12 protein-coding genes are annotated in these 15,425 nt (G+C 62.1%); 7 read left to right on the top strand and 5 right to left on the bottom strand.

The annotated features are described in order from the left end of the window. Nucleotides 1-309: 309 nt before the first annotated feature. Nucleotides 310-1,365, top strand: coding sequence for a tetratricopeptide repeat protein (locus ACIP1G_RS18535; RefSeq protein ID WP_400739665.1), 1,056 nt, complete (start codon nt 310-312; stop codon nt 1,363-1,365). Nucleotides 1,366-1,443: 78 nt separating this feature from the next. Next, the gene (locus tag ACIP1G_RS18530; RefSeq protein ID WP_400739664.1) at nt 1,444-3,060 is read left to right on the top strand and encodes a response regulator; all 1,617 of its coding nucleotides are present in this window, start codon (nt 1,444-1,446) and stop codon (nt 3,058-3,060) included. A 6-nt stretch (nt 3,061-3,066) separates the two neighbouring features. Here ACIP1G_RS18530 and ACIP1G_RS18525 read toward each other — a convergent pair whose 3' ends face one another. Next, nucleotides 3,067-5,133, bottom strand: a complete 2,067-nt coding sequence (locus tag ACIP1G_RS18525) for a response regulator (protein ID WP_400739662.1) — start codon at nt 5,131-5,133, stop codon at nt 3,067-3,069. A 198-nt stretch (nt 5,134-5,331) separates the two neighbouring features. On the opposite strand from ACIP1G_RS18525, the gene ACIP1G_RS18520 reads away from it, so the two are divergent. Together ACIP1G_RS18520 and ACIP1G_RS18515 are read left to right on the top strand one after the other, a co-directional pair. Next, the gene (locus tag ACIP1G_RS18520; protein WP_400739660.1) at nt 5,332-6,018 is read left to right on the top strand and encodes a type 1 glutamine amidotransferase domain-containing protein; all 687 of its coding nucleotides are present in this window, start codon (nt 5,332-5,334) and stop codon (nt 6,016-6,018) included. 132 nt (nt 6,019-6,150) lie between these two features. Further along, the gene (locus tag ACIP1G_RS18515; protein ID WP_400739657.1) at nt 6,151-6,957 is read left to right on the top strand and encodes a CSS-motif domain-containing protein; all 807 of its coding nucleotides are present in this window, start codon (nt 6,151-6,153) and stop codon (nt 6,955-6,957) included. 22 nt (nt 6,958-6,979) lie between these two features. Here the strand turns inward: ACIP1G_RS18515 and hppD are convergent, their stop codons facing one another. Further along, nucleotides 6,980-8,056 (bottom strand): 4-hydroxyphenylpyruvate dioxygenase, encoded by a 1,077-nt coding sequence (gene hppD / locus ACIP1G_RS18510; protein WP_400739655.1) that lies wholly within the window; start codon nt 8,054-8,056, stop codon nt 6,980-6,982. A 299-nt stretch (nt 8,057-8,355) separates the two neighbouring features. On the opposite strand from hppD, the gene ACIP1G_RS18505 reads away from it, so the two are divergent. Together ACIP1G_RS18505 and rarD are read left to right on the top strand one after the other, a co-directional pair. Continuing rightward, entirely contained in the window at nt 8,356-9,942 is a 1,587-nt protein-coding gene (locus ACIP1G_RS18505) for an EAL domain-containing protein (protein WP_400739653.1), read from the top strand. Between the two features lie 32 nt (nt 9,943-9,974). After that, the gene (rarD, locus tag ACIP1G_RS18500; RefSeq protein WP_400739650.1) at nt 9,975-10,862 is read left to right on the top strand and encodes an EamA family transporter RarD; all 888 of its coding nucleotides are present in this window, start codon (nt 9,975-9,977) and stop codon (nt 10,860-10,862) included. On the opposite strand, the gene ACIP1G_RS18495 is transcribed toward rarD, so the two are convergent. Then, on the bottom strand, nt 10,825-12,396 hold the full coding sequence (locus tag ACIP1G_RS18495; protein WP_400739647.1) for a TerC family protein: 1,572 nt from the start codon (nt 12,394-12,396) through the stop codon (nt 10,825-10,827). The two genes, rarD and ACIP1G_RS18495, sit on opposite strands and share 38 nt — an antisense overlap. 387 nt (nt 12,397-12,783) lie before the next feature. On the opposite strand from ACIP1G_RS18495, the gene ACIP1G_RS18490 reads away from it, so the two are divergent. Further along, nucleotides 12,784-13,365, top strand: coding sequence for a LysE family translocator (locus ACIP1G_RS18490; protein ID WP_400739645.1), 582 nt, complete (start codon nt 12,784-12,786; stop codon nt 13,363-13,365). 44 nt (nt 13,366-13,409) lie between these two features. Here the strand turns inward: ACIP1G_RS18490 and ACIP1G_RS18485 are convergent, their stop codons facing one another. Both ACIP1G_RS18485 and ACIP1G_RS18480 read right to left on the bottom strand, forming a co-directional pair. Next, nucleotides 13,410-14,192 (bottom strand): AraC family transcriptional regulator, encoded by a 783-nt coding sequence (locus ACIP1G_RS18485; RefSeq protein ID WP_400739642.1) that lies wholly within the window; start codon nt 14,190-14,192, stop codon nt 13,410-13,412. An 81-nt stretch (nt 14,193-14,273) separates the two neighbouring features. Next, nucleotides 14,274-15,425, bottom strand: coding sequence for a hypothetical protein (locus tag ACIP1G_RS18480; RefSeq protein ID WP_400739640.1), 1,152 nt, complete (start codon nt 15,423-15,425; stop codon nt 14,274-14,276).

The raw sequence follows: 15,425 nt of genomic DNA, 5'->3' as shown, positions 1-15,425 counted from the left end.
GTTTCGGGCCAATTATGCCTGTGGGATTTGCGCGCGAACGCCTTGGCGCACGCCTCGATATCGCGTCGTACAAACAAGGCGGTCGCGCGCGCCTGTCACAGGCGATACTGGCCCGAAACAAACGTAGGAGCGGCTTTAGCCGCGAAGCGCCGCGCGGGCGGCGCTCGATCTCACAGGCGCTGCAAATGTTCCGGCGAACACCTGCGGCGCTCGATCTCACAGGCGCAGAAAATGTCGAGACAGACACCCAGTTGCATTTACCCCCCACCTGCCCCAAGCTCTGCCCTTCCCGCCGCCACGGATCGTCCGATGCCCAGACGCAACCGCTACCTGATCGCCCTGCTGCTGTTGATCCTGGTAACGGCCCTGTTCGGCTACCTGTGGCACGACGACCAGCCAACCCCGCCTACCCTGCCTGCACACAGCTACGCCAAGGCCCTGCGCCAGGCCCATGAAGGCCAGCCCGGCGCTGCGCGGGTGCTGTACCAGCAACTACAACGCAATGACCTGCCCCCTATCCGCCGCGCAGCCTTGTACGCCGAACTGCCCAACTACCCCTCGCCGCAGGCATTGAAGCTCGCCCGCCAGGACCTGGAACATGCCGAACCACTGGTGCGCCGCGCAGCCATTGCCGGTATCCGCCGCCTGTTGCCGGCAGCGCAGCGCAGCCTGGTGCTCGGCCCGTTGCTGGATGACGAAGAGCAAAGCGTGCGCTTTGCCGCCGTGGATGCCCTGCTGGGCCTCGATCCCGACGCCATCGGCCTGTATTTCGGCCCGCTGCAGGCAGCCCTTGAGCAATACCAGCAGGCCCTGGAGCAACAACCCGAAGATGCCGACGCCCAGGTGCACCTGGCGCGCCTGTACCTGCACGAAAACGACTACACCCAGGCCGCCACGGCGCTGCAACGGGCGCTGGCAGTAGCCCCCGGCAACCTTGACGCATTGGCCACCCAGGTACGCCTGCTGGAGCGCCAGGGCCATCACGATGCCTCGCGCCAGGTGCTGGGCAAAGCCCTGGCACTAAGCCCCGACTCGGCCTTTTTGCAATATGAACTGGGGCTCTGGCTGAACCGCCACGAACTGCGCGAATACGCCCTGCTGGCCTTGTCTCGCGCCGTCGAACTGGACCCGGACAACGCCGACTACCGCTATACCCTGGCCGTTACCCTGCATGAGCTGGAGCAACTGGACGCCGCGCAGAAGCAGCTGGAAACCGTGCTCAGCCGGCAGCCAGCCAATCGCCGGGCACGGGTGTTGCTGATCCAGTACTGGAAGGAGACCGGCCAGTTGCAGAACGTACAGGTGCTGCTGGCCGAACTGGAGCGGCAAAACCCGGACGACCCGGTGCTGCAACAGGGCCTTTAGGCAGCCAACGATTTTGTTGAACCCTGGGCCTGTGCCCAAGGTCCAGTAAATATCGGGCCAACCTAAAGGAGAGTCATTTTGGCCAGTTCGTTGGCGCTGGACGAACGTGCCCTGATCCTGGCACCCCCGCCATTAGCGGCGGATACTGCTCGCCTGCTCACCGGCGCCGGCATCGATAGCCTGTGCGCAGCCGACTTGCCCAACCTGCAGGCGTGCCTTACCGAAGGCGCAGGCTTGGCGATCATCGCCGAGCAGGTATTCAGCCAAGGCCCAAGTGTGTTGCTGCAGGCGTTCATCGACCAGCAACCTAGCTGGTCAGACCTCACCATCGTGCTGCTCACCCAAGGTACCCCGTCAGCCACGCGTACAGGCAACCACCCAGTGGGCAATCTGCTACTGCTGGTTACCCCGTTCGAAAACGCCCAACTGCTGCACATGGCCCAGACCGCCCTGCGCAACCGGCGCCGGCAGTACCTGGCACGCGACCAGTTGCACGACCTGCAGCAACGTGTGGATGCCCAGGGTGCGCAGCCAAGCGTAGAACAGGAGCGCAATGAGTTCACCCGCTACCAGGCGCGCAAGATGGAAGCCATCGGCCAACTGGCAGGGGGTGTCGCCCATGACTTCAACAACCTGCTCACCAGCATTGGCGGCAGTCTGGAGTTGATCGACCGGCGCTTGCAGCAAGGCCGCAGCGACGGTCTGGACACGGTGCTGCACATGGGCCGCGAGGCAGTGTCACGTGCCGCTCGCCTGACCCACCGCCTGCTGGCCTTTTCTTCCCGGCAGTCACTGCACAGCCAACGTATCGACCTGCACAGCATGCTGCAGGCAAAGCGCCTGAGCGCCAGCCTGAACCCTACCGTAAGCCTGCGAGTGCACATAGCCAAAGGCCTGTGGCCGGTGCAGGCTGATGGCGAGCAGCTGCAGGAAGCGCTCGAGAACTTGCTGGTCAACGCTTGCGAGGCCATGCCCAGTGGCGGCCTGCTGCGCGTCGAGGCGAATAACCAGCACGTTGGCGACGAGCGTTTCGGCGCAGACGCCCTGAGCACAGGCGACTACCTGCACCTGAGCATCATCGACGACGGCCAGGGCATGGCGCAAAGCACGCTGGAGCACGCCTTCGAACCGTTCTTCAGCACCAAGGCGATCGGCCAAGGCATTGGCCTGGGCCTGTCGATGGTCTATGGCTTCAGCAAGCAGTCGCATGGTCATGTCACCCTGCACAGCCAGATTGGCCAGGGTACCCGGGTGGACTTGTACCTGCCCCGCCATGTCGACCAGCCCCAAGAACCAGACAGGCCAGTGCTACCCAGGCAAGGCAACCTGGGCCATCATGTGCTGGTGGTCGAGGACGACCCGCATGTGCGTCAATTGCTGTGCCAGGCCCTGCGCGAAGATGGCTTCCCCTGCCATGGCGCCGCCAATGCCAATGAGGGCCTGAAGGTGCTGCGCTCGAAACAACCGATTGACTTGCTGGTCAGTGATGTCGGCCTGCCCGGCATGAATGGCCGGCAACTGGCTGAAATTGCGCGCAGCCTGCGCCCCCACTTGCCGGTGCTGTTCATCACGGGTTATGCGGAAACCGCCATGGCCCGCGAGGGCTTCCTGGGGGCCGGCATGCACCTGATCTGCAAGCCCTTCGAACTGAAACAGCTGCAGGCGCAAGTGACGCAGATTCTCGGCAAGCCCTGAAGCGGATTACCCGTCGAGCATGCGTATAGCCTGATCGACAAGGCTCGCCAGCGGGAACGGTTTGTTCATCAATGCCGTGCCCGGTTGTTCAAGAAACTGCGCTTCGACGGGCTGATCGGCATAGCCGGTAATAAACAGGATCTTCTGCTGCGGCCTTTGCATGCGCATGGCCTTGGCCACTTGCCGGCCGCTGAAACCGCCGGGCAAACCGATATCGGTGATCACCAGGTCGAAGGGGCCGGCATGACGAAACCGCTCCAACGCGGCATTCGCATCGCTCACGTCGGTGACCTCGAAACCACGCTCGGTCAGGTATTCGCGCATCACCGCACGCAAATTGTGCTCATCATCGACCAGCAACAACCGCTCTCCCTGGGCCTTGCGCTGTGAAAGCACGGGTAGCGTGGGCGGCTCAGGTACCGGGGCATGGCTCCTCGGGAAAAGCATGGATACCTTGGTCCCCAGGTTCACGGTCGACTCGATCCAGACGTAGCCCCCCGACTGGCCGACAAAGCCATACACCATCGACAACCCAAGCCCGGCCCCACGCCCGATGGGTTTGCTGGTGAAAAAGGGTTCAAAGGCCCTGGCAATATCCGCCGCCGCCATACCATGGCCATCATCCTCGACATGCAAGGCAACGTAATCGCCTGGCGGCAGGCCGCGCTCATTCGGGAAACTAGCCGTCAACCGCTGGTTGACAGTGCGAATAGTGACGTTGCCGCGTTCCAGGCACGCTTCACGGGCATTGGCGCAAAGATTGATCAAGGCATTCTCAAGCTGCAGCACGTCCAGGTTTACCGCCCAAGGCGCCACATCCAATTGCCAGTGCAAACACATCTCGGCGCCCAGCGTACGCAGCAGCAATGGCTCGCTCAGGTGCAATTGCCGATTGAAGTCCAGCGGCTTGGGGGCCAAGGGTTGATGGCGGGAAAACGCCAGCAAACGATGGGTCAGCTCCATGGCACGCTGCACCGAATCGCGCGCAACGTCCACATAGGCCTCGATCCGCTCCAGGCGCCCTTCCTGAAAGCGCCGTTGCAGCAGTTCAAGGCTGCCACCGATGCCAGACAGCAAGTTGTTCATTTCATGGCCCATGCCCCCGGCCAACTGGCCAACCACCTCCATGCGTTCGCTGTTGCGCAGCAGCGCTTCGGACTGGCGTGCGGCTTCTTCGCGGTCTTCAGTGATGTCTCGGCCAACCGCGGTCAGCAGGCTGCCATCAAACCGGGCGCTCCAGCAAAACCAGTGATAATGGCCATCGCGGTGACGCAGGCGGGTCTCGATCTGCTCAGCGTTGCTGTATTGCAAGAGCCCGGACACGGCCACCTGCACCTCGGCGCGATCCGCCGGATGCACCAGCTCCAGAACCGGCACATTCAGTACCTGCTGTTCATCCCAGCCCAGAATGCGGTACCAGGCCGGGTTGGCGCTCTGTAGCTTCAGCTCAGGGGTAACGGTCATCATCGCATCACGCGACAAGTGCCAGATCTGCTCGCGTTCTGCCACATGGCGCTCGATCTGCCGCTCAAAGCCTTGCGCCTGCTCGCGCCAATGGTGGTGTGCCTCAACGCTGGCCGTGGTCTCGATCACCGTATGCAGAAAACCCACTACCCTGCCAAGCTCATCGCGAAGCGGTGCGTAACCGAACGCGCACCATAGCGGCTCGGCGTCTTCACCACACTCGATACGCAGGGGCGGGTCCTCGACAAAATTAGAATGCCCCTCAAGCGCCTTGAACACCCAGGGCCCCACTGCCGGCCAGACGTCACGCCACAGCGTATCGAATGCCATGCCCAGCGCATCTGGAGCTGCAGCCCGCAACCCGCGGTAGCCGTCGTTGTGGACCACGCTAAGGTCTGGCCCCCAGACCACGGCACACGGGAACGGCGACAAATGCATCATGTCCACGGCAACGCGCAGCGAAGCCGGCCAGCGTGGCAACGGCCCGAGCGGTGTGCGCCCCCAGTCGAATTGCACAATCCGTTCGCCCATCTGCTGCACCGGTGGCAAAACAGAGGGTTTCAGAATGATCTGCGGCGCAGGCTCGCGAGGCGTACCGTTTGCGACCAATATCGTGACTCCAGCAATACTCAGGGTTAACCACGCCGCCGCCAGACCTGGCAGGCTTGCCTCTTGGATTTGTTCAAGTTAGCACAGCACGCACCAGCCACTCACTATGGCGTACTTGCAGCTGGCAGCTATGCTGATTAGGTTTTCCCTCGGGCCAGGGAGCAACGGCCCATTCAGGTTGCTGACGGGAGCGTGGTCATGAGCAAGAAAATGCTGGTGGTGCTGACCAATACAGCCAAGTATCCAAACCTCAAGCGGGCGACCGGGTTGTGGCTGGGTGAAGCCGTGCACTTCGTCGAAAAAGTCGAAAAGGCCGGCTACACGGTCGACTATGTGAGCCCGCAGGGCGGCTACGTCCCCATCGACCCGCACAGCCTGCAGATGGCCCCCGACCTGGACTGGCAGTGGTATGACGACAAGCACTTCATGGCACGCCTGGGCGCCACCTTGAGCCCTGGCCAGGTCAAGGCCGAGCAATACAGCGTCATCTACTACACCGGCGGGCACGGGGTGATGTACGACTTTGCCGAAGACCAGGCGCTGCAGGAGCTGGCGCGCATGGTCTATGAGAACAAGGGCATTGTCGCCGCGGTCTGCCACGGTGTGGTCGGCCTGCTGAACATCAAGCTCAGCGACAACAGCCTGCTGTTGAAGGACCGCCAAGTGACCGGTTTTTCCAACACCGAAGAAAAACTGGTCGAGCTGGACAAAGTGGTTCCCTTTCTGACTGAACACGAACTAGGCGCCCGCGGCGGTAGCTACAGCAAACATGATGACCCGTGGCAGCCGTATGTGATTGCGGATGACCGGCTGATCACCGGGCAGAACCCCGCCTCCACCGCCCTGCTGGCCGATAAGGTGCTCGCAAAACTCAAGGGCAGTTGAAGCCTACGCCGGGCTTCTCGAATTCCCACCGCGCACACTGCACCCGGACTACAGCCGGCCAGTCATTGAATACATAGGCTCAGGGTTCAGCTGTTCACCACGAACAGTTTCGGACCGGAGAGCGATTGGCCTATGTCGAAATTCATGCACGCCGGGCGCAGCTTGTTGGAGCTGCTGCTGCTTATGGCAGTGGGCCTGGTGCCTGTAGTTTCCGGGGTGCTGGTGATGGTTTTTCAGCTTGAAATGAAACTCGCGGAAAACGCGAGTATCTCGGTCCAGGAGGCGGTTTACAGTGTCGACCAGGCGCTGGACCGATTACGCGAGACGGCGTTGCGTGCCCAAGCTTTTGCCGGAGAACCCTGCGACGAGGTCAATAGCGTTTTACAGGATCAGGTAGCCAGCCAGTCCATGATCAGGTCGTTGACCTTGCTCAAGCAGAACCAAGCCTATTGCAGCACCACTTCGGACGCGCTGACGCATCTATCGTCCTTTGCCTCGTCTGGTCGGCAAGTCGAAATTTCCTACGGGCCACCCGATACGCGACGCAAGCTTCTGGTCAACTTTCACCTGCCCGGCAAGAACCACGGCGTGATCGTGACAGCCTATGCCATGCAGCTTCGCAACGAACTGGACGCTTTTCAGGACGGGCTGACACTGCTACTGGAGTTTGACGAACGTTACCTCTGGAGCACAGGAGACAGCCGCACCGGGCAACGCCCGTCGCAGTCCGAGTTCTTTGCAAGTGCTGTGTCGGCCAAGTACGGGTACACGGTCAAGGGCGGTTATGCCGATGGCTTTACTGCAAAGGAAATCCGCCAATCGATACTGCAGATCCTCCCCTCGCTGATGCTGGTAGGGATCGTGACCGGCTCAATCGTCTATCTGGGCCTGTTCAGGGCGCGTCAAACCAGGCGTGGTCGCGCCGCCGACCGTGCATGAGGGCGGCGCTACCTTGCAGGTATCAATCGGTGCTCAGCACACCACGGCGTACCTGGTCACGCTCGATGGATTCGAACAGTGCCTTGAAGTTGCCCTCACCAAAGCCGTCATCACCCTTGCGCTGGATGAACTCGAAGAACACCGGGCCGAGCAAGGTTTCCGAGAAAATCTGCAGCAGCAAGCGCTTGTCTCCAGGCTGCGAGGCACCGTCGAGGAGGATGCCGCGTGCTTGCAACTGGTCGACCGGCTCGCCGTGACCTGGCAGGCGCTCTTCGAGCATTTCGTAGTAGGTTTGCGGCGGCGCAGTCATGAAGCGCATGCCAAAGCCCTTCAAGGCATCCCAGGTCTTGAGCAGGTCGTCGGTCAGGAAGGCTACGTGCTGGATGCCTTCGCCATTGAACTGCATCAGGAACTCTTCGATCTGGCCAGCCCCTTTGGACGACTCTTCGTTGAGCGGGATGCGGATCATGCCATCGGGTGCGGTCATGGCCTTGGACGTCAGGCCGGTGTACTCACCCTTGATATCGAAGTAACGGATTTCACGGAAGTTGAACAGTTTTTCGTAGAAGCCGGCCCAGTAGGACATGCGCCCGCGGTAAACGTTGTGGGTGAGGTGGTCGATGATCTTCAGGCCAGCTCCCACCGGGTTGCGGTCTACCCCTTCGATGAAATTGAAATCGATGTCGTAGATCGAGCTGCCTTCGTCAAAGCGGTCGATCAGGTACAACGGTGCACCGCCGATACCCTTGATCGCTGGCAGGCGCAGCTCCATCGGGCCGGTTTCGATTTCTACCGGCTGGGCGCCCAGCTCCAGGGCGCGGGCATAGGCCTCATGGGCATTGCGCACGCGGAACGCCATGCCGCACACCGACGGGCCGTGTTCGGCGGCAAAGTACGAGGCAACGCTCTTGGGTTCGTTGTTCAGGATCAGGTTGATGCCACCCTGGCGGTACAGGTGCACATCCTTGGAGCGGTGGGTAGCCACCTTGGTGAAGCCCAGTATCTGGAACACTGGCTCGAGTACGCCAGGGGTCGGCGAAGCCAGTTCGATGAATTCGAAGCCCATCAGGCCCATTGGATTGTCGAAGATATCAGCCATGTTCGTGTCCTCATCTGCAGCGAAATATTATTGATTGCGTGGGATGTGGCACAGAAATGGCGGTGAGCACGGGATGCCCCGCACGCTGCGGGCGAGGAAATCACCAATGATTAGCTTGAACCCATGGTATGTCATATGGACCCATTCTCGGCGGGCTTGATCCTTCGGAGTTGAAGGACCTTATTGTTGTATTCGTAAACCGATTCTACATTGCGTAAAATAGTTTGTCGCGTTTTAGTTGGTCGCTCGCGCCGACAAGCGGCTATCCTCTCGTTACCCTTCATACAGACCAGGTCAGCATGCCCCTTACCGCCAAACGCCACGCCAGCCTCAGCTGGCGCACCCTGCTGCCCTGGGTCGTCGGCGTACTGCCCGTGGTGTGTGGCATGGCAGTGATGAACTGGCAGGTCGAGCGTGAAATGCAGGCCAGCAGCCAGGCCACTACCCGCCAGGTGGTGGAGCATGTCGAACGCATGCTCGACAACCTGTCCAAGGCTGCCAATGCCCTGCTGCCCCTTGCCGGCAACCCGTGCGACCAGGCCCAGCTCATGCTGCGCGCCCAGGTCACGCGCAACGCTTTCGTCCGCTCCACCAGCCTGTTCAGGCGCAACAACCTTTATTGCTCCTCGCTGTTCGGCGCTTTCGAGGAGCCGGTCAACCCCGGCGACTACGTCGACGGCCAGCTGTGGCTGATGGATGGCAATTCCGTTACCCCAGGGCACCCGCTGCTGGTGTACCGGGCCAGCGACGCTGACCGCGGCGCGATCAGCACGGTGGATGGCGACCACCTGCTGACGGCGCTGCGCCTGATCGGCCCCGACGAAGTCCTGCAGATTCGCGTGGGCAACGCCTGGATGGGCCAGGATGGCATCGTGCACAAGGGCGTGCCGCCAGCGGCGGCCAGCGCGAACGTGCTGCTGGGTTCGACGCGTTACCCGTTCAGCGTGCAGGGCGGCTATGCCGCCGATCACCAACGCCAGCTGTGGCGCAGCCACTACCCTGCCCTGCTCGGCTTGCTGCTGATACTGGGCGCGGTGGCCGGCCTGGTGTGCCGTTGGCAAATTCGCCGCGCCGGCTCGCCCCGCGCCGAACTGCAACGGGCGCTGGAAGCTGACGAGTTCCTGCCATACTTCCAGCCGGTGGTGCGCAAGGGCGATTACCGCTGGGCCGGCGCCGAAGTGCTGATGCGCTGGAACCATCCGCAAGAAGGCCTGGTACGGCCCGACCTGTTCATCCCCTACGCCGAACATAGCGGGCAGATCGTCGCCATGACCCGCGCCTTGCTGATGCACACCGCACAGCACCTGGCGCCGTATGCCGGGCTGCTGGAGGACGGTTTCCATATCGGCGTCAACATCACCGCCGACCATTGCCGCGACCTGAGCCTGCTGGACGACTGTCGCACCTTCCTGCAGCACTTCCCACCCGGGCGGGTGGTGCTGACCCTGGAGCTGACCGAGCGCAAGCTGATCGAAGCCACGCCGACGACCCTGGAGCTGTTCGAAAAGCTGCATGAAATAGGCGTGATGATCGCCCTTGACGACTTCGGCACCGGCCAGTCAAGCCTCAACTACCTGCGCCAGTTCAAGGTCGACTACCTGAAGATCGACCAGAGCTTCGTCGCCATGATTGGTGGCGACGCGCTGTCGGTGCATATACTCGAAACCATCATCGAGCTGTCGGCCAAGCTGGGCCTGGGCATTGTTGCCGAGGGCGTGGAAACCGACACCCAGCGCGACTACCTGGCCCGCCACGGCGTGGAATACCAGCAGGGCTACCTGTTCGCCAGGCCCATGCCGGCCGCGCAGTTCCTTGAAGCGCTGGCCACACGCCCGGGCGCGTTGCGGTTGCCGCAAGCCGCGCCCCCTGAGATCATGCGCGGCTGATCCACCCGCTCAACTCCCTATTCGAGGCATTCGTGTCAAAAGGCATTGTTTCATCGGTCATGGCGTCCTGTCTGTTCGCTGTGATGTACTTCTATACCTCGCTGCTCAAGCCACTTGATGGCGAAGAGATCTTCGGTTGGCGCACCTTGCTGACGCTGCCCTGCCTGACCTTGTTCATGCTGGTGTCCAAAGACTGGAAACGGGTAGGCGAATTACTGGGCCGGGTAAGGCGCACGCCCGTCCTGTTGCTCGGCATGGTCGGCACCTCGTGGCTGATGGGCGTGCAGTTGTGGCTGTTCCTCTGGGCGCCCCTGCACGGGCGCAGCCTGGAAGTGTCGATGGGCTACTTCCTGCTGCCCTTGGCCATGGTCCTGACCGGGCGGTTGGTGTATGGCGAGCGCCTGTCGCGCCTGCAGAAGGTCGCCGTGGCCTGCGCCGCGCTGGGCGTGGGCCACGAGCTGTACCAGAATGGCAGCTTCGCCTGGGAAACCCTGCTGGTGACGATCGGCTACCCGATCTACTTCGTGCTGCGCCGGCGCTGCCGCACCGACCACCTGGGTGGCCTGTGGTGCGACATGTGCCTGCTGTTGCCCTGGGCACTGTTCTTCGTGATCCAGGGCCCGCTCTCGCCGGCTGACCTGCAAGCCCACCCAGGCCTTTACGCGTTGATCCCGATTCTGGGGGCGATCAGCGCTTCGGCCCTGATCGCTTACGTACTGGCCAGCCGTTTGCTGCCCTTCAGCCTGTTCGGCCTGCTCAGCTACGTCGAGCCCGTACTGCTGGTGGGCGTGGCGCTGCTGCTGGGTGAAACCATCGGCCCGGATCAGTGGCTGACTTACCTGCCAATCTGGGCCGCCGTGCTGGTGCTGGTGCTAGAGGGTTTCAAGCACCTGCTGCGTCAACGTCGCCGTTCGGTGTAAGCCGAACCTGGCGCACCCGCCGTTCTTCAACCGCCTCCACGGTCAGCGTCCAGCCATTCCAGGCCAGGCGGTCACCGACCATCGGCAGGCGGTCGAGCAGGCTCATTACCAGGCCCGCGAGGGTCTGGTAGTCCTCGGTGGCACGGGCACTGAAGCCGGTACGTGCTTGCACCTGGCTGAGGTTCAACGCACCACTGACCACAAAGCCTTCGCCCTCCTGAACGATACCCGGGCCTTCAACCTCGCTGGCATCCGGCAACTCACCGGCAATCGACTCAAGAATGTCGGTCATGGTCAGCAGGCCGGTGAAGTCACCGAACTCGTTGACCACAAAGGCGATGTGGGTCGACTGGCCACGCATCTGCTCAAGGGCATTGAGAATGCTGAAGCTTTCCAGCAGGTTCAATGGCACCCGCGCCATGCTTTCCAGGTCTGGCTGGCTGCCCGACAGCAGTTCCTTTAGTAGCTCCTTCTTGTGCACAAAGCCCAGGGGCTCGTCCACGCGGCCATCGCGGATCAACGGCAAGCGCGAGTATGGCGAGTTGGCCAGGGCCTGGGTGATGGCCTCGGCCGGTTGCGCCAGGTCGATCACATCGACCTCGGCGCGTGCGGTCATCACCGTACGGATCGGCCGCTCGGCCAGGTTCAATACACCACTGATCATCACCCGCTCACGGCGGTCGAACAGCACCTGCTCCTCACCGCCTTCGACCAGGTCGGCGATTTCCTCGCCCACCTCGTCGGCCTCGACCCGACGGCCGCCCAACAGGCGCAGCACGGCATGCGCGGTGCGTTCACGCAGCGGCTTGTGCTGCTGCAGGCTGCGCTTGCGGCGGGCACGGGCCAACTGGTTGAGCAGCTCGACCACGATCGAGAAGCCGATGGCGGCGTACAGGTAGCCCTTCGGAATGTGGAAGCCCAGGCCTTCGGCCGTCAGGTTGAAACCGATCATCATCAGGAAGCCCAGGCACAGCATGATTACCGTGGGGTGGGCATTGACGAAGCGGGTCAGCGGCTTGCTGGCAACGATCATGATGCCGATCGAGAAGATCACCGCGATCATCATCACCGACAAGTGTTCGACCATGCCGACCGCAGTGATCACCGCATCCAGCGAGAACACTGCATCAAGCACCACGATCTGCCCGACAATCGGCCAGAACGCAGCATGGCGCACCGCACCACTGGCCTGGGCCACATGGCCTTCCAAGCGTTCATGCAGCTCCATGGTGGCCTTGAACAACAGGAACACACCACCAAACAGCATGATCAGGTCACGGCCAGAGAAGCTCTTGTCGAACACCTCGAACAGCGGCGCGGTCAGGGTGACCATCCACGAAATACTGGCCAACAGGCCCAGGCGCATGATCAACGCCAGGCTCAGGCCGATGACCCGCGCGCGGTCGCGCTGATGCGGTGGCAGCTTGTCGGCGAGGATGGCGATAAACACCAGGTTATCGATACCCAGCACCAGTTCGAGGACGATAAGCGTCAACAGGCCCAGCCAGGCCGTGGGGTCGGCTAGCCATTCCATTAACGGGTACTCACAGGGGAAGCGTCACGAGGACGAGGGAAGGATGGCCGCTTGGGCCGGGGACTGGGGGGCTCCGCGAAGGTGCTCATATAGACCTGGATAACAAATTGGGAAAATGATCCTACAAGCACAGCAGGTTTCTCTGATAGCGCAAAACTATTACAAAACCTGTAACAACCATCGCTTTACCTGGTCCTTGCGGAACCTGTGGGAGCGGCTTTAGCCGCGAACACCGGCAATGCCGGTGCCATCCACCGCGCTGGATTTCTCGCGGGTGAACCCGCTCCTACAGGGATGGTTCTAGCTGCCAGTGGGTACTTTTCTTCAATACTCCAGCCCGTCGGTACCCGAGGATAAAGGCCTATTTCAACCAAACGGATTCCCCTCATGAGCCTGTCCCTGTCCATGGCCGCCTTCGCACTGGCCGCTTCGATTTCCCCCGGCCCGGTCAACCTCGTCGCACTGGGTAGCGGTGCCCGCCATGGCCTGCGTGCCAGCCTGGCGCATGTGGCCGGTGCCACGCTGGGCTTCTGCCTGCTGCTGGTGCTGGTCGGGCTGGGCCTGCATCAACTGCTGCTACGCTGGCCCTTGCTGGGCCTGCTGTTGCACTGGGGCGGTGTGGCGTTTCTGCTGTACATGGCGTGGAAACTGGCCTGCGACGACGGCCGGCTGGGCGGCGACCATCCTGCACAAGCCCCTTCGGCCTGGCAGGGCGCTGCGATGCAGTGGCTCAACCCCAAGGCCTGGTTGGCGGCAGTGGCCGGGGTCGGCGCCTACACCGGCGCTGAGCAGCATTTGTTGTGGCTGTTTACCTGGATCTACGGGCCAATCTGTTTCCTCTCGGTAGCCAGTTGGGCATGGGCCGGCAGTGTGATTCGCCAGTACCTGGGCAACCCATGGCACATGCGCCTGCTCAATCGAGGGTTGGCGGTGTTGCTGGTGGGCAGTGCGGTTTACCTGATCACTTGAGGGCTGCTGTACCGGCCCTATCGCCAGCACTGCCAACACATCATTCAGCCGAGTGCATTGCGGTAATGCCCCGGCGTTGCCGCCAGGTGCTGCTTGAATGCCCGCTGCAGGTGTGCCTGGTCGGCAAACCCTGCCTCCTGCGCAACCTCGGCAATCGCCCTGCCCTGGCGCAGCTGCGCCCGGGCCAGTTGCACGCGCTGGTCAAGCAGGTAGCCATGCGGTGTAAGGCCGAAGCGGTGGCGAAACGCACGAATCAGGTAGGAACGCGACAGGCCGCAGGCCGCACAGATGTCCTCCAGGCTCAACGGGTCGCTACGATGGGCGCGGATGAACGCAGCCGCCACGTCCAGCCGCGGGTTACCCTCGCCATGCATGCCGGCGTTACCGTCGAGCATGCCCGGCAGCGCTTCGAACAGGGCTGCCAGGCGGCTCTCACGGTCTGGCACCCCCGCGTCGAACAGATCGGCAAAGGCCCGCAACAATCTTTGGTACAAGGTTGGCGAAGCGCTCCAGGTTAGCGTCGGCAAGGCAAAACCCTGCGCCTGCAACCAGGGCATATCAACGAACAGCATCAGGTAGGACCAAGGCTCCCCTGCGATGGGGTTGCAGGTATGCACCACGCCTGGGTTCATCAGCACCGTGGTGCCCGCCCCCACTTCGATGCGCTGGTCACCGTTCAGGTAGGTGCTGCGCCCACCGGTGATCACCCCGATGGAAAAGCTCTCGTGGGAATGCGCGGCGTAGCACACCTGGCGCCCGTCGCCTACCCGCCGGGCTTCGACAAAGGGCAACGCAGGGTCGCGCCAGAACCGTGATACCTCGATCATGCCTCGCCCCGCTCCACTTTCAGGCGCCCAGATACTACACGCTTACCCCACCAACAGGTCCAGCCCTCGCTTGAAGGCCACTCAGTTACACATGACCCGTTCCAGGGTGGGCGGTGACTGCTGGCTGGCGTAGCGGCTGCGCAAGGTTTCCACGAACGGTTCGCCCGCAGCGCTGCCACCATAAAGATAGATCTTGTGCAGCCCGCCAAACACCATTTCGTGGTAGCGGCTGGCAACTTCCTCAACGCTCGGCCCCTCGGGCAGCCCCAGGTGCAGCGTGAGCTTGTCGCCTTCGACTGCAAACATCGGCGTATCCCAGAGGAACTTTGCCGTGCCGGTCTTGGGCAAGCGGACAAACAGGTAGGCATGGTTACCCAGCGAATCGATATCACCGCCGCGGCGGCGTTTCCATTTCAACAACCCATCATCCGGACGCGCCAGGCAAAGGCCGATGTCGTAATAATCAAACCCCTGCTCCAATGCCCATTCAAGGGCCATGAAGGTGGTGATCGAGTTCACCTCTCGCAACTTCTTCGCATCGGAAAACACTGTTTCGCAATAACCGAAGCGCAACGTGCTCCAGTAACGCTTGCCGCCACGCACTACTTCGCAGCCCAGGTGGCAGCCGATCACTTCATCGTCCAAGGTAATCAAGTCAAGCCGGCCGACGCTCTTGGCAATGCGAAACACATCATCGGTGGGGAACTGCGCGGCATGGATACCCTGCCTGGCGCTGGCATAGGGGCGCAGCAGGTCGCGGTCAGCCATGGCAATCTCGTCGTCCGAGAGGGTCTGGCGCATCCGGTACAACGGGCGGTTCTTGCGAATGCTACGCCGCAGCTCGCTGTCGTAACGCGCCGTGATGTCCTCCAGCGGGCGCCCCAGCGGCACCACGGCGCTCAGGTAATGCGGTACCGACAGCGCCCCCGTAGTCGGCATTTCGCTGACCACCACCACATGCTCGGCAGGCGTCGCGCTTGCGCCGTCAGTGATCGACGCACTGCCCTGGCCCTTGCCGCCGATCAGCAGCTTGGCCATTTCCCGTTGCTGCTTCCTGCCGATATAGAGAATTTCGTAGGCGCTCGCCTGCTGCAGCCGAAACCGCGCCATTTCCCAGCGCCAGAAACAGGCACGTGCCAGCGTCTCACGTACTTTGCTGGCCAGGAGCCTCATTTCGTAGCGCATCGAGGGCGATATGAACTTTTTCGCCACTGCCATCAAGGTCGCTTTCAT

It is taken from the genome of Pseudomonas sp. NPDC089392, from assembly GCF_044749595.1.
Classification (GTDB): Bacteria; Pseudomonadota; Gammaproteobacteria; order Pseudomonadales; family Pseudomonadaceae; genus Aquipseudomonas.
The sequence above is the reverse complement of the archived record's forward strand: the minus strand, read 5'-3'. Positions and strand labels throughout refer to the sequence as shown.

Excerpts from the sequence above, each read along its gene's own strand:
- ACIP1G_RS18535 (WP_400739665.1), top strand. The coding sequence starts at position 310 with ATGCCCAGACGCAACCGCTACCTGATCGCCCTGCTGCTGTTGATCCTG.
- ACIP1G_RS18520 (WP_400739660.1), top strand. The coding sequence starts at position 5,332 with ATGAGCAAGAAAATGCTGGTGGTGCTGACCAATACAGCCAAGTATCCA.
- ACIP1G_RS18515 (WP_400739657.1), top strand. The coding sequence starts at position 6,151 with ATGTCGAAATTCATGCACGCCGGGCGCAGCTTGTTGGAGCTGCTGCTG.
- hppD (WP_400739655.1), bottom strand. The coding sequence starts at position 8,056 with ATGGCTGATATCTTCGACAATCCAATGGGCCTGATGGGCTTCGAATTC.
- ACIP1G_RS18505 (WP_400739653.1), top strand. The coding sequence starts at position 8,356 with ATGCCCCTTACCGCCAAACGCCACGCCAGCCTCAGCTGGCGCACCCTG.
- ACIP1G_RS18495 (WP_400739647.1), bottom strand. The coding sequence starts at position 12,396 with ATGGAATGGCTAGCCGACCCCACGGCCTGGCTGGGCCTGTTGACGCTT.
- ACIP1G_RS18490 (WP_400739645.1), top strand. The coding sequence starts at position 12,784 with ATGAGCCTGTCCCTGTCCATGGCCGCCTTCGCACTGGCCGCTTCGATT.
- ACIP1G_RS18485 (WP_400739642.1), bottom strand. The coding sequence starts at position 14,192 with ATGATCGAGGTATCACGGTTCTGGCGCGACCCTGCGTTGCCCTTTGTC.
- ACIP1G_RS18480 (WP_400739640.1), bottom strand. The coding sequence starts at position 15,425 with ATGAAAGCGACCTTGATGGCAGTGGCGAAAAAGTTCATATCGCCCTCG.